The sequence below is a fragment of the Prosthecobacter gellanilyticus genome (assembly GCF_007992435.1).
GTDB classification, from domain to species: Bacteria; Verrucomicrobiota; Verrucomicrobiia; order Verrucomicrobiales; family Verrucomicrobiaceae; genus Prosthecobacter; species Prosthecobacter gellanilyticus.
The window spans coordinates 1-20,490 of sequence record NZ_BKAG01000075.1 but is presented as its reverse complement, the minus strand read 5'-3'; the positions used below and the strand labels follow the sequence as shown (position 1 = coordinate 20,490).

Here is a 20,490-nt window from a genome sequence, read left to right as displayed (position 1 = left end):
CTAAAGTCCGCGCTCCGTGCGTTCTTTAGTCAAAACCACCTTCATCTCCGGAAGCACGACCGGGCTGTTCAGTCGCTGCTCAAAAAGCACATCCCACAACCCGAGCTCCGCCTCGATCTCACGGCCATTCATGACCACCACATGCCCCTCCACATGGTAGCTGGAGCTGCTCTTAAAGAGAGACTTGTAACCACCACCGGCAAAAGAGGCCTTGAAGGCAGACACACCCGCATCATTGGTTAGTCTCACGCGATCCGCATGGGCGGAGTCCGCCATCCACGCCTCGCGCTCGGCACCGTCCCAGGTCTTGAAGAGACCCAGCATCTCACGCGAAAGAAACAGCACCCGCGCACCCGGCACCGGCATCTCTCCCGGCTGCCTCACCACCCTGACCTGAACGTCCTTCTGGATCGTCCCCGTCCAGCTGATGGCGGTCCAGGCATTCCATACCCAAAGCCCCAGCCCGGCTGCAAACAGCAACCCGAAGGCGATGAGATGGTGACGCTTCATGACTAGATGATGTCTCATGTGATAGCCCTCGGGCAATCCGAAAAGCTGGACACCGCTTCGCTTCAGCGAGCACTTCCGATCATCGCGAAGCCCCAGGAGCGCGGACTTCAGTCCGTCCCGGCCTTCGAAGCTTTAGCGGAGAATGCAGCAGGTCATTTGGAATAAACAGGCTCCCTCTTCCGCACCGCCTCTTCAACCCGACGTGGGCACGAAGCGCCTCCCATCGGCATCACCACTCTCCACTCTGCGCCCGCAATGCTGCGGACTGAAGTCCGCTCTCCATCAGACCTCTGCCTCCGCTTGAAGGCACCGCCATCCTCGCTGACCATCCAGACCCATGGCGGCTTCACTTTCCATTCTCCAAAGAGCAGCAGGACCCACACTCCAGCCATCACAGGTGGAGGCCTTTGACCATGAACTATGACATTCATCTCACGGAAGCCCTTCCGTGTGATGTGGCTGCATCCACCGGACTACCTGGCACAGCAGGCATCGCCAGGCTCTCTCTCGATCATCAAGCGGCAAAAGCACTCTACCTGACTTTGTGTTCTCGCCGGGTTGGCTGCTATGTGGTCCCCACCATTTATCGCGAGACTCTGAACATTGACGTATTGCAGGATCTCGCCGCGGATTGGTTTGCGACCCATCACCAAGCGTTCGACTCAAAGATTTGTAACTCCTTGAGCACTCCCATGTGGGCCACCTTTGGAATCAAATTGTCCGAAGACCGTTTCCGCTTCGTCTCACTGGACCGCGTGGATGGTCATGTGTGCTCCGGCGAGGCCCAGGAAAGGTATTTCCTACAGTGGCAGCATGACAGTGAGTTCCAGCTCACGGTACTGGACTTGACCCTCGCATCCCAGGAGGACGAATGGACTCGCATCATCACTCACCTGGCCACCATTGAACACCCCTCAGTCGATATCATTCTGCGCCTGGAAGCAAAGAAACCCGCCAACGCCACCCCGCCGAGAAGCAGCCTGCTCGCACGTCTTCAAGCAACACGCGCCGCCGCTCCATCTCAACACCCGAAGAGCGGACAACACCAAGCCGAAGAGGCCAAGGAAGCCCCATGACCTTCCACCCCGCCTCCCGAACCACGGAGTGGTTCCCCGTGAATAGCCCGGAGTGAAACTCCGGGTTACCGCAGCCCACATCTCCCTTTCAGGCTCAACTCAGGAGGAGTTGCCCAATGCACGCAAAACTGTCATTCTCCCCAGCACGCCCTCATGAGATCAAATATTTGGTTAGTCTCCAGCATTGCTCTGGTCCTGCTTGGAACATGGCTCGCGTTTCGCTATCCACGGCTTGATGTTGTGTTCCCAGAATATTCCTATCCCGACAGGCATATGAAGGTGGTCTCCCTGGACTCGGCAGCCGAGAAAAAGATTCAATCTCTCATCAGCGCTGCCAAGCAGGATCCCGAGCAATGGTATGCGCTGGATACATTCGTTTCCCATCTTGCCGACACATCGCTCGTGAGGCATTCCCCGATCAATGACCTGCGCTACACGACACGCATTCCCGCAGGCTCCTACCTTCTGTTCTCACCCGACAAAGGGAATGCCTTCATCAAGTTGCTAGACCTCAAATCGGATACCGTACTGACGCTGACCATGGACGACCATGTCAGCAACTAGCGACTGAATGGATCCCCAACCTTCTCCACACAAAAGAAGCCGGAAATCAGAACCTCTGTGCTCCTCCGTGTCCTCTGTGGTGAGATCATCAATGTTCCTCCAAGCCGGCAACGGCAGAAAGATTTGGGGCAGAAACATTTCAGAAAATATTTCTACCCTAATCTTTCTACAAACACTCTCCGGCATCGACCACCCCCAGCGCCGAAGGAGCGCGGACTTCAGTCCGCAGCAGCTCGAACGCAGAGACAAGGTGTGAATGCCCCTAGAGCATCTTCGCGCCCACGTCTTCAGTCTTGAAAACACCCACGACGCAACATCAGCACGCCCCAGCGCCCACCTGGGCCCTGGATCTCACCTAACAAATTATGCATTCACCTCAACCCGGCCTTCTCAGCGTTGGCTCGCGGGACCAGAGGCGGCCGTTCCTGGCGGCGAAAATGTATTTCGCCACGGCCTTCTCCTGCACGATGGGCAACACGCCCTCGTCCGCCTGCACACCGGCCTTGTCCAGCAGCGGCTGCGTCTCGGGCGTGTGACCGATGAACTTCAGATGCGCAAAGGCGTTCGCCACCCAGTCGACCGGGCCGGCCTGCGCCGCCAGGTCCTGCGCGCCAGCCTCAGACGCCAGGATCACCACCGTGTCAAAGATCACCGACGGCGCGCCGGAGATGGGTGCATCAGCCTCCTGGAGCTGCCCCTCCGCGTCCGTGGCACCACCGACCTTCGGGGCCACGATCATGAGGGAGGCCTTTTCCTTCTTCGCGGCCTTCTGCACAGCGGCGAGGAGCTTCGCATCAAACCCGTCCGTGATGAGCACGCCGATCTTCCGCCCCTGCAGCGTGACCGGTGCCTTCTGAATCAAGCTCAGCGAGGGTGAAGGAGCGAGATCACGCGGCGGCAGCGCCGGGGTGATGCTCTCCGCCTCCTCCTGCATGCCCAAGGCCTCCGCCACACCGGCGTGCAGGTCTTCATCAATGATGGTTAGGTGGCCGAGCATGCGCAGGCGGATCGCCTTCGTCTCCACCTTGGCCAGTTCAAAGGCGAAGGCGCTGATGATGTGCTGCTGCTCCGTCTCCGTCATGGAGCGGAAAAACAGCCGCGCCTGCGAGTAGTGGTCCGCAAAGGTCTCCGAGCGCTTGCGGATCTTCTCCCCCTCCATCACCTCAGGCACGCTGGCGAAGCCGTGCATGGGGCACTCGCGCGGCTTGTTGCCATCAAAACTGTTAGGCTCATAGTTCACCCGGCCTTTCGGCACCTGCATCTGGCGCAGGCCATCCCGCTGGAAATTATGCATGGGGCAGCGCGGCGCATTCACCGGGATCTGGTGAAAGTTCGGCCCGCCCAGGCGTGAGAGCTGAGTGTCCTGATACGAGAAGAGGCGGCCCTGCAGCAGCGGGTCATTGGAGAACTCGATGCCCGGCACGATGTTCGATGGCAGGAAGGCCACCTGCTCCGTCTCGGCAAAGAAATTGTCCACATTGCGGTTCAGCACCAGCTTGCCCACCATGCGCAGCGGAATGATCTCCTCAGGGATCAGCTTCGTGGCATCCAGCACATCGAAGTCCAGGCTCGCGGCCTGCTTTTCATCAAAGACCTGCAGGCCCAGCTCCCACTCCGGGAAGTCACCGTTCTGAATGGAGTCCCACAGATCCCGACGATGAAAGTCCGGGTCCGCGCCATTGATCTTCACCGCCTCATCCCACAGCACCGAGGCCGCGCCGAGCTTCGGCCGCCAGTGAAACTTCACAAAGCGTGACTCACCTTCTGCATTCACCAGTCGGAAGGTATGCACGCCAAAGCCCTCGATCATGCGCAGTGATCTCGGGATGGCACGGTCAGACATGGTCCACATCAGCATGTGCATGGTCTCCGGGCTCAGCGAGACGAAGTCCCAAAAGTTATCATGCGCGGAGGCCGCCTGCGGGAAGCCACGGTCCGGCTCCATCTTCACGGAGTGCACCAGATCCGGGAACTTCATCGCGTCCTGGATGAAGAAGACGGGGATGTTGTTGCCCACCAGATCGTAGTTCCCCTCGCTCGTGTAAAACTTCGTGGCAAAGCCGCGCACATCACGCGGCATGTCACCGGAGCCCGCGCCGCCAGCCACCGTGGAGAAGCGCACGAAGACCTCTGTCTTCACCTTCGGATCCTGGAGGAAGGCGGCCTTCGTGATATCTGCCAAAGATTCATACACCTGGAAGTAACCATGCGCGCCTGAGCCACGCGCATGCACGATCCGCTCCGGAATGCGCTCATGGTCAAAATGGGTGATCTTCTCCCGCAGCACAAAGTCCTCGATCAGCGTGGGACCGCGCACCCCGGCTTTGAGAGAGTTTTGGTTATCCGAAATCGGCACGCCATGATTGGTCGTGAGCGCCTGCTTCAGGTCCTCCGTGGTCTGATGCGTCTCCGCCGGCAGACGGGCCGCGTTCCGGGGGCTGGACTTCTTCGAGGAAGGTGTTTGGCGTGCGGGCATAGGGATGCGTGGCTGAGTGGGTGGATGGGCGCGCTGCGCCTCCGGCAGTCATGCTGGAGGGTGCGCGCACCTGCCAATCGTGCGGAGATGGCGCGCCGGACCTTGGGATTTGCTCTGATCAAAGGATCAGGTGGGCGGTGCGTGGCATGGTAGGTGAGCGGGAGTCTCCGCACTTCTGATCCTCGGTGAATCTGACGTCCAAAGACAGGCAAGAACGCGAAGTGTGGCGGATGTCTTGTCACCTCAGATCGTTCGCCTCTTCTCTTCATGCCCAAAATTGATCACCGTGGGTGGCGTGAGTTTTTGCGCGGAAAGCCTGGGAGACGTTTTCAGGATGCGCATATCCGTCACATGGAAAGAGGGCAGCATGCTCAGGGTCTGCAGCGCTGGCTGCTGGTGGGCCTGGAAGCTTTGCTGATGCTGGCCGGCCTTGTGATGCTGGTGCTTCCTGGTCCGGGGCTGCTGGTGGCCCTGGCAGGTTTGGGCCTGCTGGCGCGCGAGTTTCTGGGACTGGCGCGGGTGCTGGATCGTGGGGAGCTGGCGCTGCATTCAGCATTCCTGCGGGTGCGGCACTGGTGGCGGCAGCGCGCGCCGCGCGGATAACACATCCACGAAACGGCAACGGTGCGATGAAACGGTGCAAACGGAAACCACCTACTAACCAACCAACACTATGAACAAGCTCGAAATCAAAGGCTCGTGGAATGAGGTCAAAGGCAAGCTGAAGCAGAAATATGCGGATCTCACGGATGACGATCTGCTCTTCGTCGAAGGCAAGGAAGATGAGCTGCTGGGCCGCCTGCAGAAGCGCACCGGTGAGACCGAGGAAAAGCTGCGCGAGCACATCCGCGATCTGTGATCTGTTTTTTACAACGGCTGACCTGGCAGGTCTAACTTCTTGTTATGCTTGTCCACAGCTTCAGAAAGCCCGCTGCCACGCTGCTGGCAGCGGGTTTTTCGTCTTCCTCGCCGATGGCCTCAGGTTTGATGCACTCTGCATGAGTGGAGGTCAGGTGGACCTGAAACGCCAGGCGTGCGAGCGCGATGGCACCGTGCTCCGAGGAGCGGACACGCACGCCATCAAAGCGGCAATGACAGAGCGGACAAGCCCAGGTGGCCATGCCTTCCCTGCCCGGGCCGACGACGACCTTGATGCCGTCACTCCAATCATGGAGCAATTTGAAGTTCATGCCCTTGAATCGGGCGGGGGATGTGAAATTTTGCACACCTTTACCCTTAGTCACACCTAGTGTTAGGCTCTCAGGCCGTCCATGAACGGGAGTCTCTGCGATGAGTCGGCACTTATGAAACTCAATACCCTTCTGGATCTGCTGCATCACGAGCTCAAAGATCTCCACAGCGCAGAGAAACAACTGGTGCAGGCTTTGCCAAAGATGGCCAAGGCGGCGACGAACGAGGATCTCAAACAGGGCTTCCTGGATCATCTGGAGGAAACCAAGGTGCATGTGGACCGGCTTGAGGAGATCGGCAGAGCTCAGGATCTGGCTCTGGGCGGTCACAAATGCAAGGCCATGGAAGGACTGATCAAAGAAGGCGCGGAACTCATCAGCGAAGATGCGGTGCCTGAGGTGAAGGACGCCGGACTGATCGGTGCTGCGCAGCGCGTGGAGCACTATGAGATCGCAGGCTACGGCACGGCCGCCGCGCTGGCAGCACGCCTGGGCCTCAATGACGTGGTGCCCCTGCTGGAAGCGACCCTGGCTGAAGAAAAGGCCACCGATGCGAAGCTGACGGAACTGGCCGAATCTTCCGTCAACGAGGCAGCGGCGGCAGTCTAACCAAAAAAGGATCAACCGAGATGCGCTGCTCATGTCGCAGCACATCTGGCTAAAGAGAGAGGCAGGCTGTGATGGCCTGCCTCTTTCTGCATTCTGGGTGGTGATGAACCACGGGATAGGCCGATCCAACGCCTTTGACTGGAACGGCAACCTGGTGCTTCACGATCATAACTGATGACAGATGCAGCGAGCTTCATGCCATGAGCATCAGGGAGATGGATGGTTGGCTCATCAGCGCTGCTCATGACTGCGACACATACAGCCACTGTCCTCACGGATGTCGAAGGCAAGATGCCACAACCATCGGCAACCCACCCACCATGAAACTCACATCGTTCACTCGACCTATCTTGGTAGCGCTCGCTGCGTTCACCTTCTCCGCGACAGCGGCGGACCAAAACTCAACCCCTCCGGACAACACGGAGAAGAATGAGCGTGACCGCTCCGGTGACAACAAGACACCGATCGACCAGTCCAACAGGCCGGAAGACATCAAGCTGGTGGCGGAGATCCGCAAGGCGGTGGTGGCAGATGACTCGCTGAGCATGACGGCGAAGAATGTGAAGATCATCACCACGCCCGGCAAGGTGACCCTGCGCGGCCCGGTGAACACGGCGGATGAGAAGACAAAGATCGCCGCGCACGCGAAGGCGAAGGCAGGCCAGTCCGAGATCGTGGACCAGATCGAGGTCAAGGCCGCTGACTCCACCAAGTAACACCCTGTTCAAAACCTTTCCCCAACCCTCTTTTATACCTAACATTATGTCCAACAAATCTGTTTTCTGCATCGCCACCTCCGTTCCCCAGGCTGAGCAAATCGTCACCAACCTGCAAGCCAGCGGCTTTCCGTCGGGTGATATCTCCGTGCTGCTGCCGGACTCGGCTGCCACGGGTGATTTCGGCTATGTGAAGTCCACCAAGGCTTCCGAAGGCATCGCCGCAGGTGCTGCCACGGGCGGCGTGGCAGGCGGCGCGATCGGTCTGCTGGCGGGCATTGGCGCGCTGGCCATTCCAGGCCTCGGGCCCTTCATCGCCGCAGGTCCCCTCATGGCAGCGCTGAGCGGTGCCGCGGTGGGCGCGACGGCCGGCGGAGTCGTGGGCGGCTTGATCGGGCTGGGCATCCCGGAGATCGAGGCGAAGCGCTACGAAGACCATCTCAAGAAGGGCAACTACCTCATCTCCGTGCACGCGGTGAATGGCGACCGCATTGACCGTGCGAAGGAGATCTTTGAGGCCGCAGGAGCGGAGGACATCAGCACGGTGTCCGAGGAGAAGGCTCCGAAGGCTTGATTGAAGTGACCTAACCGTCTTTGTGTCAAGATCCTGCGCATGAAGAGTGCGCAGGATTTTTTGTTGGTGGTGGGTCGTCGAGCAGCGGGCGACAGGGACCCTCCGCCATCGAACGTCCACAGCGCCCCAAGGAGCGCGGACTTCAGTCCGTCCCGGCCTTCGAAGCTTTAGCGGAGAAGGCAGCAGGTCATTTGGGATAAAAAGGCTCCCTCTTCCGCACTACCCCTTCAAACCGACGTGGGCACGAAGGGCCTCCCATCGGCATCACCTCTCCCGACTCTGCGCCCGAGATGCTGCGGACTGAAGTCCGCGCTCCATCAGCCTCTCAGACTCCCGCGCCGTGGATGTCTCAACCACCCATTCTTTCCTGCGTTTCCGATACAGCACATGCAGCCGCAGCGGATGCCCTTCCGGCAACGAAGGATGCAGAAAATCCTCCTGCGGATCACGCGTGAAACCCAGGCGCTCCATGAGCTTGCGGGAGCGATCATTCCCAGCCGCCGTGAAGGACACCAGCTCCTCCAGGCGCAGCACGTCAAACGCATGATTCATGGCCTGCAACGCCGCTGCATGGGCGATCCCGCGCCCCCAGAACGCCCGCCGCAGACGCCAGCCGATCTCCACGCACGGCGTGAAGGGGGCGATGAACCTCGGCTCCGCCAGGCCCGTGAACCCAGCCAGCTCCCCCTCCACCTGCACCGCCCAGAGTCCCCAGCCGCGTTGATCGATGCCCTCGCGCAACCGCTGCAGGCTCACACGGCTCTCCTCCGCCGTCAGCACCCTCGGGAAAAAGCGCATCACCTCCGGATCCGCGTTCATCTCCGTGAACGCCTCCAGGTCCTCCTCACGCCACTGGCGCAGGAGAGTGACGGGGAAAGATGGAAGACCTAACGACATTTGATATGAATGGATTCAGGGATCTTGGATGGCGAAAAGGACGGGCGGTTCAGCATGGGGATGCTTGTCTTTCTCTTGCGTGAATCTTTTCTCTCGCGGTGATTTTCAAAGAACACCGCAAGAGAAAGGAATAACGCAAGAGGTCAGAAGCCAGAATATCTTTCTTTTCGCAGCTATTTGCGGTGAAAACAACGGGCACCGGATCTGTGAGCTTCATGGAGAATGAATCAGAATCCCATCTTTTTTGCCCTCAAGAAAACCAACACATCACGCACACTCCAGCGCCCCCAGCACCGCCACCTCCTCAAACGCCAGCGCCTTCAGTGCCTGGTCCAGATGCGCGGGGCTGCGTCCGCCGATGAGCACGCTGGCGATCCCCGGCTGGTGCAGCGCCCAGGCCAGGGCGAGCTGTGCCTGCGCATGCCCCGTGCGCGCGGCCACGGCCTCCAGATGCGCCAGCCGCCTCCACGCCGCCTCATGAAAATACACGTCCTGATGCCCGGGGATCACGTCAAACCGGGTCCCCGCAGGCACACCTTCACCACGCCGGTGCTTGCCCGTCAGGAACCCGGCGCCGAGCGGGCTGTAGGTGATGATGCTCATGCCGCGCTCCGCGCACACGGCGCGCAGCTCCGGTGTCACATCACTCACGGCCAGGTTGTGATTGTTCTGCACGGCGTGAAACAGCGGTGGCAGCGCCTGCAGCTGCGCCGAACCAACATTGCTCACACCCAGCGCCCGCACCTTGCCGCACTGGAGCAGGCGCTCCATGGCGGACACCGCGCTCTCCCGCAGCGCGCTTTCATCCCAGCGGTGCAGATACAGCAGATCCACCTGCTCCAGGCCCAGGCGGCGCAGGCTCGCCTCCACACTCCTCTCCAGCGCGCCGTCATCATACGGCGGCAGCACCTTCGTGGCGATGCTGATGCGGACACCACGCTCTGCGGGCCGCCGTGTGGCCAGCCACCTTCCCAGGATCTGCTCAGAAGCCCCTGCGCCATAGGCAGCCGCCGTATCCAAATGACACACGCCATGCTCCAGCGCATGATCCAGCAGGGCAAAGGAGCTCGCTTCATCGATCTCCCGCCCAAAGGTCACACAGCCCAGCCCGATCTGGCTGACAGGCAGGGCGGCGGGAGTGATGCGCGTGATCGTCATGAGCTTCAGAAAACGCACCCCGCGCGCCGTTTGCTGCTGGTTCAGACAAGGAGCCACGGTTCGAGTTCCAAGTTAGAGGTTTAAAGTTTAAAGTTCCAGACCCTGCAAAGCAGACCATGGCTTCAGCCTAACCAACTTGAAACTTTAAACCTGAAACCTGAAACCTGAAACCTGAAACCTGAAACCTGAAACCTGAAACTTTAAACTCCATCTCACGGCGGCGGCACGATCCAGCTCGAGACCTCCCCAAACACGCCTGTGAAGGAGACACGGAACCAGCCTTTCAGATCCACGCGGTCACGGAGCTGCAGATGCGCGGGGTAGCCCACCGTCAGCTGCGCCATGCCGCTGGCCGGGTCCCAGCTCACGCTCTGCACCCAGAGCTGGATGCCGGTGAGCTGCGGATCACCGCTGAGGCGGATGACCATGCCGGGCCGCAGACCCAGGGTGAAGTCACGGTCCACCACCGTCAGGCTGCCCTGCGCGCGGAGCACGGCCAGGCTTTGATACACCTGATGCGCGATGCCCGGGATGTAGTCCATGTTGTCCGTCACCGTGTGCAGCATGACCCCGGGCTGATGGCTCGCCGCTCCCGCCGTGGTGGAAAAGGCCCGCAGCACCTGCTTGGTGGTGCTGCCTGGCGGCGTCGGGATGCTGCTCACCGAGGCACTGAGGGTGAAGGAGGTGCTGCTGATGATGGTGCCCACCGTGGCTGCCGCCGGGAGATAGAATCCCGTCACCCGCATGCCCACCTCCAGCCCTGCCGTGCTGTCCGTCGTCACCACAGTGCTGCCATTGCTGTAGCTGCAGTTGGTTAGGCCCACAGAGCCCGGATAGTAGTCCGCCAGATACGGCCTGCCCAGGCCGGTCACACTGGTGTTCATGCTCCCGGCCCCACTCAGCTCCCGCTCCCAGCGCACCACCACCCCGCTGGGCACCAGATCATCCGTGACCTTGAGCTGGTACCCGCTCAGCACCTGCTGGCCGATCCCCAGCTCCAGCGGTGTCTCCAGACTGGCCACACGCGCCTGGATGCTGGGCACACCACTGCCGCTGTAGTCCCACCACACCGCCGCATCCGGCTTCATCGCCAGCACCTGCCGCAGCACCTCGCTCACCGGCTGGTCCGCGATGGTGCGCGCACGCGGTGCGATCAATCCGCCTAGCTGCACGGAACCCACGCTGAACACATCAGGATTGTTCGTCACCGCCATGAAGTTCATCACCCGTGACCACTCATCCTGCAGCGTCGTGTAGACCTGCCCCAGCGTCCCTCCAGGCCGGAAGAGCCAGCAGCGGGAGGCCCAGGCCATGTTCACGTCCACCGTGCCCGTGGTGGCCGGATACCCCGCATAACTCGCATACGTGCTCACCGTCCAGGTGATCGTGTGGTTCGCATCCAGCGCATCCCACTCCGTGCCCGTCCAGATCTCCGTGCCCATGGGCCAGGTCTCCGTGAAAGTCTGCCCCAGCACCCGCCCCCCCGGCGTGCCGAAGCTGCCGAGCAGAAGGCTGAGCTGGTAGATCTGCTCGTCCAGGTGCGACCACGGCCCCACGATCTGGATGCCCATGCCCTCACTGGTCACCGATCCCAGCCGTGCGCGACCGCGAAAAATCCGCCGCGCGTCCGCAAAGATCTCCACCGTGTCGTTATGCGCCAGCGCGCATGCCTCAGAGGCACGCCGCCGTGTCCAGCGCAGGCTGGCCCTGTCTGCCTGCATGTTTTGCAGCTCCAGCCCCGTGAAGCTCAGGCCCATCTCCCGAGCCTCCGTCATGGTGCCGCCGTTTTTGGTCAGGTAATATTTCATACTTTTTGGTTAGGTTATGTGGTTCTTTAAAAATGGTTCGCGCCCCTGCCCTCCGAAGCTTTGGCGGAAGGGGTTCTCGGTTCTCGGTTCGAAGTTCGCGGTTCTCGGTTCGCAGTTCGCGGGCTTGCCCTCCGAAGCCTTGGCGAAGGAGGGTTCGTGGTGCTTTGAACGGGACTCATGAGTCTCATGCGACCCATGGGACTCATGGTTTGGAAAAGGGGCGACAGCCTGCGGGCCCCCTCAGCGCCTAACAATCAATGATTCATCCAACGCCCCTCCGGACAATTTTCAATTTTCAGTTCTCAGTTTACAATTTTCAGTCCGCCTACTGCCCACCGTCCACGGCCTTTCTGTCTCCGTGTCTCCGTGTCTCCGTGTCTCCGCGTCTCCGCGTCTTCTCCCCGGGTTTTTCTGGCATTCCAAAAACGCTTCTGCTATCACGCGCCGTAATTTCGATCACGACGACCATGAAAGCCCTTCTCCTTCTCTCCGTCCTCATCTCCCTCTCCTCCCCCGCCCTGGCCCGCATCGGCGAAACCCCCGAACAATGCGAGGCGCGTTATGGGAAGCCGGTAAAGATAAAGGCGGAGAATAGTGTCAGCTATCAGAAAGCGGGGATGCGTGTGGACTGCGAGTTCATCGACGGCAAATGTGCTCGCATCTACTTCGCCAAGTTGGAGAAAGATGCGCAAAATGCAGCGCTCCCAATAACTAGCGAGGAGGCAAAAATCTTGATGGAAGCCAACTCGGACGGCACGCCATGGACAAAAACGGGGGAGCTTGTCGAAGAGGGTTTTGAGACGTGGAAGAGTGGTGAGCTGGAGGCCAGCCATCTTAAGAATGCATACAGTAGCTTGAGCATCAATAATCTGGCCTATCGGAAGCTGCAGGACGCTAAGAAAGCCGATGAAGAGAAGGGAAGTCTCAAGGGATTTTAGTCCAGGAAATGGGGTCAGTGTGCAAATTATTGACTGAATGTTCGTGACTTCATTTCATTATATTTTGTTAGACTGGGTTCCGTTCCAGAAGACCTTCACACCTGCCGCCATCACCCGATGGTCAGGCGGCATGAACACGGATCTTACATAGCCGGATCTCGATACTGTTCACCCAGGCCTGACGCTGGGTTTTCCTGGATTTCCAAAAACGCTTCTGCTATCACGCGCCGTAAATCTGATCACGACGACCATGAAAGCCCTTCTCCTTCTCTCCGTCCTCATCTCCCTCGCCTCCCCCGCCCTCGCCCGCATCGGCGAAACCCGTGAACAGTGCGAGGCCCGCTATGGGAAGCCGGTGAGGGTTGATGAAAAAGATCAGCGGACTCACCATGAGAAGGCAGGCTTTCAGGTCGAATGTCATTTCCACGAGGACAAATGTGACCATCTTAAAATTTCGCACGCAGACAAGGATGCCTCTGGTGAGCCCCTGCCACTCTCGGATTCCGAACTGACAACTCTTCTGGAAGCCAGTTCCAACGGCAAGGCATGGGAAATTGTGGTCAAGGACGATGCCGCGGGTTCCGTCTTTTGGACCAGCGGAGAGGTTTTGCAGGCATTTTACAGCACACGCCCCCGTTGCGTTCTACGAATCGAAACCCAGGGCTACCTTGATCGTATCAAACCCGCGCAGGCCGCGCCGAAGACGGGAACGATCAAGGATTTCTAGTCTCTTCTATTTTTGTGAACGGTGGAAGTTTGCTGAGCGTGCAGTCATAGATTGTCAGGCATTCTCTCACCTCCTTTTGTTGTCTCGCAGGATCTCCACCTCGATCTCCATCTGTTCCAGCAGGAAATGAGGTCAGCGTGCAAATTCTTGACTGAGGATCGTGGGTTCGCTTCATTTTGTTAGTTCATTTGTTAGGCTTAGTCTATCTCGGAAGGCTCTCCCGCCTGTCACCATCACCTGAAGCAAGGCAGCGTGCGTAACCCTGAATCTTACAAGCACCAAGCCTTGATACTGTTCACCCAGGCCTGACCCCGGGTTTTCCTGGATTTTCAAAAACGCTTCTGCTATCACGCGCCGTAATTCCGTTCACGACGACCATGAAAGCCCTTCTCCTTCTCTCCGTCCTCATCTCCCTCGCCTCCCCCGCCCTGGCCCGCATCGGCGAGACCCCCGAACAATGCGAGGCACGCTATGGGAAGCCGGTAAAGATCGAAGAGGAAGGCCAGGCATTTCGCTATAGGAAGGCGGGCTTCAACGTGACTTGTGTCTTCCGCAACGGCGCTTGTGTGCATATGGCATTTTCACATGTGGCAGATGCACAGAATGAAGTTGCCCCGATGTCAGAATCTGAGATCACCACCCTGCTGACCGCGAACGGAAGCGGTAAGACTTGGGTCAAAGACGAGAAAGCATCAAGCCCTGATTCTGGCGTGTGGACATGCGGAGAACTCAAAGCCAGTTACGCTGGCTACGGGCTCAATTCATTGCACATCAACACCAAGGCGTTTCGAGATGAAAAGGAAGCAGAAAAAAATGGGAAGCCCAAGGACCCGTTGAAGGACTTCTAATGGGTCAACGCTTGCTGTTGATCTCGATGTAGTTCGTCCGGGACTCAAGGTCATTCATGGCGGAGGCCATCTGCGAGAGCTTGCTGCCATACGTGTTGAGAGTGTTGATGAGCTGACGCTCCATGTCACTGCCGCCTTGCTGAAGCTGCAGCATGGCTTGCAGGGCCCGATGCAAGGCCTCTTCACGCGTCGCCGTCCCCTCCCTGACCGACTGCTCCACCTGATAGACGACTCCCATTTCCGCATTTGCATCGCCTTTGCCGTCATTCACGGCATCCCGGAGCGTCATTCTAGCAGCGTTTGTGGCTTCATTCGCAGGAGTCAGCTTCTCAGCCGGAGCCTGGGGTGGTGGTGGCGGGGGAGGCGGCAGCGAGACTGGTTCCATGGGTGCCACGAGCGCTTCACGTTTCGCGGTGAGCTGTCCAGCCTGATGCTTCTGTCCGTGCTCGCTTGAGATGTCCTCAAGCTTACGCTCGGTCGTCATGTCGTCCTGCTTTTGCTCCTCGGCGAGGAGGGCTGACCTGCTCTTCATGTCCTTTTGCAGCTCGTCGAGCTTCTCTTTCTGCAGCTCTGCATTCTTCTCCATTTGCTGAAGCTTTCCCCGTTCAGCGGCTGCTGTCCCAAGCCCCTTGGCATTCTCCTGAGCTTCACTTTGGAGTTTGAGGGCACTTTCCCAAGCTTTCCTGGCGGTGGCATCGGTCGCGATGTTTATTCCTTCTTTGTCGTATCTGGCTTGAATCTGATTCTTTTGATTGTTCGCCAGCTCCAAGGCATCAGCCCGCTTCACGCGGTCCTTTTGCCCAACCATCTCACCATCTGCTTTCTTCAAAGACTCCTCGCGTTTCACCAGCTCAAGCTGCTGGGCCTCCAACCCGGCTCCGCGCTTCTGCTTGCGCAGGTCATACTTTTTGAGCTCGATGTCGGTCTCGATCTTATGGAGCTTGGCCTGCTTCGTGGCTTCATCATCACCTGAAGCCTCCACGGTCTTGCGGGCTTTGTCGGCATCAAGCTCGGCCTCGACCTCGGCGGTGTCGATCTTGGCTTCATGAAGGTCCAGCTGGTCCTGCAAGGCAGATTTCACGTCATCCAGGAGATCACGCTCGTTCTCGAGTGCGTCATTGAATTTCTCCTGCTCGGTCCTGGCTTCCTTCATGGCCTCCCCATACATGCTGAGGGGCTTGTTCAGCTCCTTCATGGCGGCGGTCTCACCACCGAGAGCCACCGTGATGTCATCCAATAAATCAGCCACGAGATCTCCCTCACCGAGCATCTCCCCCATGCCGTCCATGAAACGGTCAATGCCTCCGCTGACGGCCTTTTCGAGAGTGTCCGTGAAACTCTCCACAGAGCCTTTGAGCCGCTGATTGTTTTCATACCACCGCATGAAGCCTGCCGAGAGCTGCTCGGTCAGTTTCAGCAGGATCTCCATCGGCGCAGGCAGAAACTTTCCAGCCACCGTGCCGAGTTGCTTGAGGCCCGCAGCCGCCATGGCGGCGCCCTTGCCCAGGCGCTCGCTCACCATTTTTCCGGGGATCTTCGGCTGGGCCACGTCCGGTGTCCGGGATGGCAGACCAAGCTTCGGGGCAGACGGAGGAGTCGCAGGCGGTGGTGCGGCAGGCGCAGGCTTCAGCACTGGCACCGGCGCTGCCTTGGGTGGCGGCACAGGGATGGGTGTTGACTTCGGAGCAGGCTTTTCGGCAGGGGCTGGTTTCGGCGTGGAGTCTTGCGTTACTTTTGGCTTGGTCGGAGGTGTTGCCCTGGGCTTCGCTTTCGAGTTTGCGGAAGACTTTGATTTGCCTGTGGATTTCTTGGCCGGAGAGCGCTTGGGCTTTGTCCCCTCAGACGGGGTCTGTGACGGCGCTTTTGGTCTGCTGCCGACAGCGGAAGCCGCCGCTGAGCGCCTGGCTGCGAGCATGGCATCGAACTTCTTGGTGTCTTCCACCAGCTTCTGCATGTCTGACTTTACCTGACCTGTCCCGCTGGTCTTGAACGGGACATTGATGGGTATGTTGATAGGGTCCATAAAATATCATTTCGCGGTGAGCCAGTCCTCCAGGGACTCGCGCTGGATGCTGTGGAGGAGGTCGGGGGTGAGGAGGGATTTCAGGCGCTTCAGCGCTGGTTTCGGCCAGGCCTTGAGCGCCTTGCCTAACTGATGTTGCGGTGACGGTGAGAAGCCCACGGGTTCCTGGATGACCTCCACCGAGGTGGCGGGGTCACGCTGCATCACCTCTGCCAGCACGCTGGTGACGTGGTCTGCCGCCTCCGGCCTAACTAAATCCTCATAAAGAATGACGGGGATGCCGGCACGCCGCGCCTCCTGCCAGTGGTGCAGCCAGTATTGCAGCGGGTCATGCATGCTGCCGCGGCCCACCTCCAGGCTGTCTGTGGGGCGCGTGCGGTGGGAGAGGAAGCCGAGCACCTTTCCCGCCTTCCCGGCCAGCCAGTCGGCAAAGGTGATGCCGCGCATGAGCTGCGCGATGTCCGGGTTCACCCCCTCATCCAGCCACCAGCGCCAGGTGCTGTGCAGGCAGTCCACGGGATTGCGCAGCACGTAGACGGGCGGATGCATCTGCGGCAGCAGGTCCGGGAAGTGATGCGTCTTCAGCCAGGGGGTGTCCCAGTGGCGGGAGATCACCTCGCCTAACAAATGAGTGCCGCTGCGGCGGTGGCTCATGACCACCGGCATGGGGCCGGGTGTGCGCCGTGTCTCTCCCACCTGCTCCAGGCCGGAGCGCAGAGGCTGCATGCTGGGCGGCAGGAGGGTGAGTATCTTGCGCGCAGCTGCCGTCTTGGGTGCCGCCGGCAGCTCACCCAGCGCCGCGGCCATGAGAGCGGTGATGCGCTCCGGATGCAGCAGGGCCTGCACCTGGCCGCGTGCCGCGCTGCCGAGCGTGCGGCGCAGCTCCGCACTCTCCGCCAGACGGCGGAGCGCGGTGATGGCGGCTGCCTCATCGGGCTCCAGCCACTGGCCGGCACGATTCAGCGGATCCTCCATGCGGGAGGGGATGGACTCCCCCGGGATCAGCAGAGCGGCATCCCAGGCCTGCTCCGCATCCCGCAGATAATCCAGCACACCGCCCACGGCCGTGGTGACGATGGGCAGCCCCCAGGCCGCGGCCTCGGCCACATGCATCTCAAAAGCACCCGCGTGATGCAGACTCAGGAAGATGTCTGCACGCTCATACAGCGGGCCCAGGTCAGGCAGATCCGTGGAGATGATCTCCACACGGCTGTCATCACCTGCCAGCAGCTTCACACAGTCCAGCACCGCAGGGCCTGCGAGGCGCATCTTGATGATGAGCCTGGCGCGGTCGTCCCCCAGGAATGCCTGCTGCCAGGCGCGGATGCTGCCTTCCGGGTTCTTCCGCTCCCAGCCCGGGGCGAAGGCGATGAGCGTGGTCACGGTCTCGCGCCCTGACCGGTCCGGCACCCTGGAGGGAACTGGCACGGGATGCGGGATGACAAACACCGGCGTCTCACTGCCGAGCGCGCGGATGGCGCGGGCGCTGGCCGCGCTGCTGGTCCAGATCTGCGCCAGCGCATCTGCCGTGGCCTTGAACGGCGGCGCGGCTGCGGAAGACTCCACGACCCAGTAGCCGATGACACGCTTTCCGTTATACCAAGGCGGCGGCACCGGTGGAGGCGCCGCGTGGTGATACACCACGCCATGCCTGGCATGCGGCCCATCACAGACCTGGACCTGAGAGCACAGTGGCTGCAGCAGCTGCGCATGCTTTTGCGCCGCCACGCTGATGCCATACCGGCCCGCGAGATTCCCGACGACGGAGATGCTGAGAGGATTCTTCATGAAATGCTGAGGTGAAAAGAGATGTGATGGGTGTGTGCGTGTGAGTGCGCTTGTGCGCATCAGGCCTTGGTGTCTCCCCACATGACCCAGGCATTGGCCGCTGTTTTCCGCAGGGTGAACACACTGCCGCTGACGTTTGCCTTGGGCTTGCCGGCATCCTTGAGGGTGATGCCGGAGGCGATGACCTGCAGATTGCCCGCTCCATTGCGCATGATCTCCACACACTCGCCCACCGCCCATGAGAGGCTGGCATCTGCCTGGATCGTGAGGGTGGAGTCTGAGGCGCTGGTGTGGACGATCATCTTCCCTGCATCCGAGGCACCGAGAGTGTAGGCGGTGGAGCTGGTGGTCTTGATGACACGACGGCCACGGGTCCAGGGCCGTGTGTCCACGACCGCCGCGGAGCCGTCTGATTTGTAGATGACGGCGTGGCCGTCCTCCGTGGTGATGGTGAGAGTATTGATGTTTTTTTCGGCGGTGGTAGGCATGGGAATGCGCGTTGAGTTTTTTCAGGTTTCAATCAGGCCCGTGAGCTGGTCGTCAGTGCCAGCATGCGTGCCGGTGAGCCGGAAGGGGTCTTGGAGTATTTCGCCTGGCTTGGAGTAGATCAGCTCATGGTGGGAGCCGTAACCATCTGTGTAGTAATGCTTGATCTCGACAGTGATGTAGGCAAACGCGCTGGCCGGTGTTCCCACGATGCTGAAGACGTCATCAGTCACCGTGAAGTCCATGGCGCTGAAGATGCCGAAGGTGTCCTCCAAGTCCGCCGCCACAGCTGCGCCGCATGAGGAGAGCGGCAGCGCATACTCACCGAAACCTGGCGTGACACCAGGCGGCACCAGGGCGTTGCCGTAGGAGGTAAATGCGCCGAATGCGTACTCCACCGTCACAAAGATCATGAAGAAGTCAGTGGCCGGAGTGGTGGCGGCGGCCATCAGCGCATCCAGCTCGCTGATGCTCATCATCATCCCCAGCGCCGCGGGTGTGGAACCCTGCAGCAGGAACTGCATGCTGGTGCCCAGGTGGCTCACGCCGCTGAAGCCGCCACAGCTGACGGTGTAGGCCATGCGCAGGCCGATGGCGCCGTCCAGCTCCGTGCCGGCCACGGCCACCACGGCATCCTCCAGCAGCCATTCAGAGAAAGTGGCGCCGTCCGCACCATCCAGGCGCAGCCACACATCTCCCGCCCAGCGGTGCAGCTGCTCATCCGGCTCCAGACGGGCCAGCCGCGCCATGAAGTCCATGCGCTCCCACTCGCTGGCAAACTCACGCCGCACATTCGCGGAGAGCTGCACGCGCTGGTTCTTCCGGTCCATGTGGACCTGGGTGTCCCACTCCGCCCCCGTGACAGACTGTTGGTTACGCGTGACCTGGATGCGCTCATTGAGCGCCAGGGACATCTCTCCCCGCGCGGAGAGCGCAGGATCTCCGATGATCCAGAAGGGATCACGATCTGTGGCGGCAAGTCTGAGTCTCATGTGCGGACAGGCATCTGGGGTGCGGGTTCATGAAAAAGAGAAGGCGGCTCGGCATGCGCGCTCAGGTCGTGGAAGTGTCTCCAGTGAAGACCCATGTGTTCGCGGCGATCTTGATCAGCTCTCCCACCGCGTAGACATTGCTCAGATTGTCCTTCGCGTTCGTGCTGACGTTGGCAAAGCGCACCGTGGCTCCGCTGCCCACCACGGTGATCTGACCGCCCAGCCGCATGATGCGCACACGCGCCCCCACCGGCACGGCCAGCCCTGAATCCGCCGGGATGCTGTAGGTGGTGGCGGAGCCATGGGAGAAGGTGACCAGGCAGCCCTCATGCGAGGCCAGCATGGTCTCTGACGTGCTGCTCAGCGCGATGACGCCAGGGAGCCGCTGCAGTGTCCACGGGCGCGTCTCCCAGGCGGCGAGATTGTTTCCCACGGTGCCCAGGGCCTTTCCGTGCTCCGTCTGAGCGGAGATGTCCTTGATGTTTTTGCTGCTCATAGTGATGATCGTATTATTCGTTAGGAATTCAAAATCTCCTCCACGCCGGTGAGGCCGGAGGTCACGCCTGCCAGCGTGCCGGTGAGCTCGACGAGGGTGCCGGACGGAGACTCCCCGCCTATGAGGCTCACATGCTCAGAGGTCCCCTCCCGCACCTCACTGCTGAAGCCGCCGCAGCTCACCGTGTAGGAGATGCGCAGGCCCACCTGCCCCTCCAGCTCCGTGCCTGCCAGGCCCACCACCGCGTCCCCCAGCCGCCACTCGCGAAAGCCCGTGCTGCCCGGCTGGTCCAGCCGCAGCCAGACCACGCCTTCCCAGAGGTGCTCCTGGGCCGTCTCATTCACGGCGGCCAGCCGGCAGAGAAAGCTCATCCGCTCCCAGTCCGTGGCAAACTCACGCCGCGCCGTGGCCGTGATGACCACGCGCTGGTTCATGCGGTCATAGTGGATCTGGCTGTCCCAGCCAGCACCGGTGGCAGACTGCTGGCTGCGGGAGAGCTGCACGCGCTCTCCCATGGCCGTGCCAGCCTTATCCAGCGCGGTGAGCGCAGGATCCCCGACGATCCAGAAGGGATCACGATCTGTGGTGACTAGGCGTAGGCGCATATTTTGTTA

General features: G+C 60.4%; 22 protein-coding genes. 10 read left to right on the top strand and 12 right to left on the bottom strand.

What is annotated here, in order from left to right:
• Complete coding sequence (locus BGE01nite_RS27275) at window positions 1-510, bottom strand: hypothetical protein (protein ID WP_146855830.1); 510 nt, start codon at window positions 508-510, stop codon at window positions 1-3.
• A 455-nt stretch (window positions 511-965) separates the two neighbouring features.
• Between BGE01nite_RS27275 and BGE01nite_RS27270 the strand changes: the two genes are divergently transcribed.
• Window positions 966-1,586, top strand: a complete 621-nt coding sequence (locus BGE01nite_RS27270) for a hypothetical protein (protein ID WP_146855828.1) — start codon at window positions 966-968, stop codon at window positions 1,584-1,586.
• Window positions 1,587-1,739: 153 nt separating this feature from the next.
• Window positions 1,740-2,150: a hypothetical protein gene (locus BGE01nite_RS27265; protein ID WP_146855826.1), complete on the top strand. Its 411-nt coding sequence runs from the start codon at window positions 1,740-1,742 to the stop codon at window positions 2,148-2,150.
• Window positions 2,151-2,526: 376 nt separating this feature from the next.
• Here the strand turns inward: BGE01nite_RS27265 and BGE01nite_RS27260 are convergent, their stop codons facing one another.
• Window positions 2,527-4,626: a catalase gene (locus tag BGE01nite_RS27260; protein WP_146855824.1), complete on the bottom strand. Its 2,100-nt coding sequence runs from the start codon at window positions 4,624-4,626 to the stop codon at window positions 2,527-2,529.
• Between the two features lie 267 nt (window positions 4,627-4,893).
• Here BGE01nite_RS27260 and BGE01nite_RS29485 point away from each other — a divergent pair, with 267 nt between their 5' ends.
• Together BGE01nite_RS29485 and BGE01nite_RS27250 are read left to right on the top strand one after the other, a co-directional pair.
• Complete coding sequence (locus BGE01nite_RS29485) at window positions 4,894-5,229, top strand: PGPGW domain-containing protein (RefSeq protein ID WP_218033116.1); 336 nt, start codon at window positions 4,894-4,896, stop codon at window positions 5,227-5,229.
• Window positions 5,230-5,299: 70 nt separating this feature from the next.
• Window positions 5,300-5,485, top strand: a complete 186-nt coding sequence (locus BGE01nite_RS27250) for a CsbD family protein (protein WP_146855822.1) — start codon at window positions 5,300-5,302, stop codon at window positions 5,483-5,485.
• Between the two features lie 31 nt (window positions 5,486-5,516).
• Here BGE01nite_RS27250 and BGE01nite_RS27245 read toward each other — a convergent pair whose 3' ends face one another.
• Window positions 5,517-5,816 (bottom strand): hypothetical protein, encoded by a 300-nt coding sequence (locus BGE01nite_RS27245; RefSeq protein ID WP_146855820.1) that lies wholly within the window; start codon window positions 5,814-5,816, stop codon window positions 5,517-5,519.
• Between the two features lie 114 nt (window positions 5,817-5,930).
• Between BGE01nite_RS27245 and BGE01nite_RS27240 the strand changes: the two genes are divergently transcribed.
• From BGE01nite_RS27240 to BGE01nite_RS27230, 3 genes are all read left to right on the top strand, one after another.
• Window positions 5,931-6,425 (top strand): YciE/YciF ferroxidase family protein, encoded by a 495-nt coding sequence (locus BGE01nite_RS27240; RefSeq protein ID WP_146855818.1) that lies wholly within the window; start codon window positions 5,931-5,933, stop codon window positions 6,423-6,425.
• Between the two features lie 320 nt (window positions 6,426-6,745).
• Complete coding sequence (locus tag BGE01nite_RS27235) at window positions 6,746-7,141, top strand: BON domain-containing protein (protein WP_146855817.1); 396 nt, start codon at window positions 6,746-6,748, stop codon at window positions 7,139-7,141.
• 46 nt (window positions 7,142-7,187) lie between these two features.
• Window positions 7,188-7,715, top strand: a complete 528-nt coding sequence (locus BGE01nite_RS27230; RefSeq protein ID WP_174770066.1) for a hypothetical protein — start codon at window positions 7,188-7,190, stop codon at window positions 7,713-7,715.
• Window positions 7,716-7,979: 264 nt separating this feature from the next.
• Here BGE01nite_RS27230 and BGE01nite_RS27225 read toward each other — a convergent pair whose 3' ends face one another.
• The 3 genes from BGE01nite_RS27225 to BGE01nite_RS27215 all read right to left on the bottom strand — a co-directional run bounded on the left by BGE01nite_RS27225 (window position 7,980) and on the right by BGE01nite_RS27215 (window position 11,578).
• Window positions 7,980-8,612 (bottom strand): GNAT family N-acetyltransferase, encoded by a 633-nt coding sequence (locus BGE01nite_RS27225; RefSeq protein ID WP_146855815.1) that lies wholly within the window; start codon window positions 8,610-8,612, stop codon window positions 7,980-7,982.
• Between the two features lie 267 nt (window positions 8,613-8,879).
• Complete coding sequence (locus BGE01nite_RS27220; protein WP_146855813.1) at window positions 8,880-9,827, bottom strand: aldo/keto reductase; 948 nt, start codon at window positions 9,825-9,827, stop codon at window positions 8,880-8,882.
• A 155-nt stretch (window positions 9,828-9,982) separates the two neighbouring features.
• Window positions 9,983-11,578: a hypothetical protein gene (locus tag BGE01nite_RS27215; protein WP_146855811.1), complete on the bottom strand. Its 1,596-nt coding sequence runs from the start codon at window positions 11,576-11,578 to the stop codon at window positions 9,983-9,985.
• Window positions 11,579-12,045: 467 nt separating this feature from the next.
• Between BGE01nite_RS27215 and BGE01nite_RS27210 the strand changes: the two genes are divergently transcribed.
• The 3 genes from BGE01nite_RS27210 (at window position 12,046) to BGE01nite_RS27200 (ending at window position 14,091) form a co-directional block, all read left to right on the top strand.
• Window positions 12,046-12,516, top strand: coding sequence for a hypothetical protein (locus tag BGE01nite_RS27210; protein WP_146855809.1), 471 nt, complete (start codon window positions 12,046-12,048; stop codon window positions 12,514-12,516).
• A gap of 250 nt (window positions 12,517-12,766) precedes the next feature.
• Window positions 12,767-13,243: a hypothetical protein gene (locus tag BGE01nite_RS27205; protein WP_146855807.1), complete on the top strand. Its 477-nt coding sequence runs from the start codon at window positions 12,767-12,769 to the stop codon at window positions 13,241-13,243.
• A gap of 377 nt (window positions 13,244-13,620) precedes the next feature.
• Window positions 13,621-14,091, top strand: coding sequence for a hypothetical protein (locus BGE01nite_RS27200; protein WP_146855806.1), 471 nt, complete (start codon window positions 13,621-13,623; stop codon window positions 14,089-14,091).
• A 4-nt stretch (window positions 14,092-14,095) separates the two neighbouring features.
• Here the strand turns inward: BGE01nite_RS27200 and BGE01nite_RS27195 are convergent, their stop codons facing one another.
• The 6 genes from BGE01nite_RS27195 to BGE01nite_RS27175 all read right to left on the bottom strand — a co-directional run bounded on the left by BGE01nite_RS27195 (window position 14,096) and on the right by BGE01nite_RS27175 (window position 20,481).
• Window positions 14,096-16,114: a hypothetical protein gene (locus BGE01nite_RS27195; protein ID WP_146855804.1), complete on the bottom strand. Its 2,019-nt coding sequence runs from the start codon at window positions 16,112-16,114 to the stop codon at window positions 14,096-14,098.
• 6 nt (window positions 16,115-16,120) lie between these two features.
• Complete coding sequence (locus BGE01nite_RS27190; RefSeq protein ID WP_170267102.1) at window positions 16,121-17,902, bottom strand: glycosyltransferase; 1,782 nt, start codon at window positions 17,900-17,902, stop codon at window positions 16,121-16,123.
• 59 nt (window positions 17,903-17,961) lie between these two features.
• The gene (locus BGE01nite_RS29165) at window positions 17,962-18,390 is read right to left on the bottom strand and encodes a hypothetical protein (RefSeq protein ID WP_170267101.1); all 429 of its coding nucleotides are present in this window, start codon (window positions 18,388-18,390) and stop codon (window positions 17,962-17,964) included.
• A 21-nt stretch (window positions 18,391-18,411) separates the two neighbouring features.
• On the bottom strand, window positions 18,412-19,380 hold the full coding sequence (locus BGE01nite_RS27185) for a hypothetical protein (RefSeq protein ID WP_146855799.1): 969 nt from the start codon (window positions 19,378-19,380) through the stop codon (window positions 18,412-18,414).
• A gap of 61 nt (window positions 19,381-19,441) precedes the next feature.
• Window positions 19,442-19,876, bottom strand: coding sequence for a hypothetical protein (locus BGE01nite_RS27180; protein ID WP_146855797.1), 435 nt, complete (start codon window positions 19,874-19,876; stop codon window positions 19,442-19,444).
• A gap of 20 nt (window positions 19,877-19,896) precedes the next feature.
• Complete coding sequence (locus BGE01nite_RS27175) at window positions 19,897-20,481, bottom strand: hypothetical protein (protein WP_146855795.1); 585 nt, start codon at window positions 20,479-20,481, stop codon at window positions 19,897-19,899.
• Window positions 20,482-20,490: the final 9 nt, after the last annotated feature.

Coding starts and splice junctions, on each gene's coding strand:
- BGE01nite_RS27275 (WP_146855830.1), bottom strand. CDS start 510: ATGAAGCGTCACCATCTCATCGCCTTCGGGTTGCTGTTTGCAGCCGGG.
- BGE01nite_RS27265 (WP_146855826.1), top strand. CDS start 1,740: ATGAGATCAAATATTTGGTTAGTCTCCAGCATTGCTCTGGTCCTGCTT.
- BGE01nite_RS27260 (WP_146855824.1), bottom strand. CDS start 4,626: ATGCCCGCACGCCAAACACCTTCCTCGAAGAAGTCCAGCCCCCGGAAC.
- BGE01nite_RS29485 (WP_218033116.1), top strand. CDS start 4,894: ATGCCCAAAATTGATCACCGTGGGTGGCGTGAGTTTTTGCGCGGAAAG.
- BGE01nite_RS27250 (WP_146855822.1), top strand. CDS start 5,300: ATGAACAAGCTCGAAATCAAAGGCTCGTGGAATGAGGTCAAAGGCAAG.
- BGE01nite_RS27245 (WP_146855820.1), bottom strand. CDS start 5,816: ATGAACTTCAAATTGCTCCATGATTGGAGTGACGGCATCAAGGTCGTC.
- BGE01nite_RS27240 (WP_146855818.1), top strand. CDS start 5,931: ATGAAACTCAATACCCTTCTGGATCTGCTGCATCACGAGCTCAAAGAT.
- BGE01nite_RS27235 (WP_146855817.1), top strand. CDS start 6,746: ATGAAACTCACATCGTTCACTCGACCTATCTTGGTAGCGCTCGCTGCG.
- BGE01nite_RS27230 (WP_174770066.1), top strand. CDS start 7,188: ATGTCCAACAAATCTGTTTTCTGCATCGCCACCTCCGTTCCCCAGGCT.
- BGE01nite_RS27225 (WP_146855815.1), bottom strand. CDS start 8,612: ATGTCGTTAGGTCTTCCATCTTTCCCCGTCACTCTCCTGCGCCAGTGG.
- BGE01nite_RS27215 (WP_146855811.1), bottom strand. CDS start 11,578: ATGAAATATTACCTGACCAAAAACGGCGGCACCATGACGGAGGCTCGG.
- BGE01nite_RS27210 (WP_146855809.1), top strand. CDS start 12,046: ATGAAAGCCCTTCTCCTTCTCTCCGTCCTCATCTCCCTCTCCTCCCCC.
- BGE01nite_RS27205 (WP_146855807.1), top strand. CDS start 12,767: ATGAAAGCCCTTCTCCTTCTCTCCGTCCTCATCTCCCTCGCCTCCCCC.
- BGE01nite_RS27200 (WP_146855806.1), top strand. CDS start 13,621: ATGAAAGCCCTTCTCCTTCTCTCCGTCCTCATCTCCCTCGCCTCCCCC.
- BGE01nite_RS27195 (WP_146855804.1), bottom strand. CDS start 16,114: ATGGACCCTATCAACATACCCATCAATGTCCCGTTCAAGACCAGCGGG.
- BGE01nite_RS27190 (WP_170267102.1), bottom strand. CDS start 17,902: ATGAAGAATCCTCTCAGCATCTCCGTCGTCGGGAATCTCGCGGGCCGG.
- BGE01nite_RS29165 (WP_170267101.1), bottom strand. CDS start 18,390: ATGCCTACCACCGCCGAAAAAAACATCAATACTCTCACCATCACCACG.
- BGE01nite_RS27185 (WP_146855799.1), bottom strand. CDS start 19,380: ATGAGACTCAGACTTGCCGCCACAGATCGTGATCCCTTCTGGATCATC.
- BGE01nite_RS27180 (WP_146855797.1), bottom strand. CDS start 19,876: ATGAGCAGCAAAAACATCAAGGACATCTCCGCTCAGACGGAGCACGGA.
- BGE01nite_RS27175 (WP_146855795.1), bottom strand. CDS start 20,481: ATGCGCCTACGCCTAGTCACCACAGATCGTGATCCCTTCTGGATCGTC.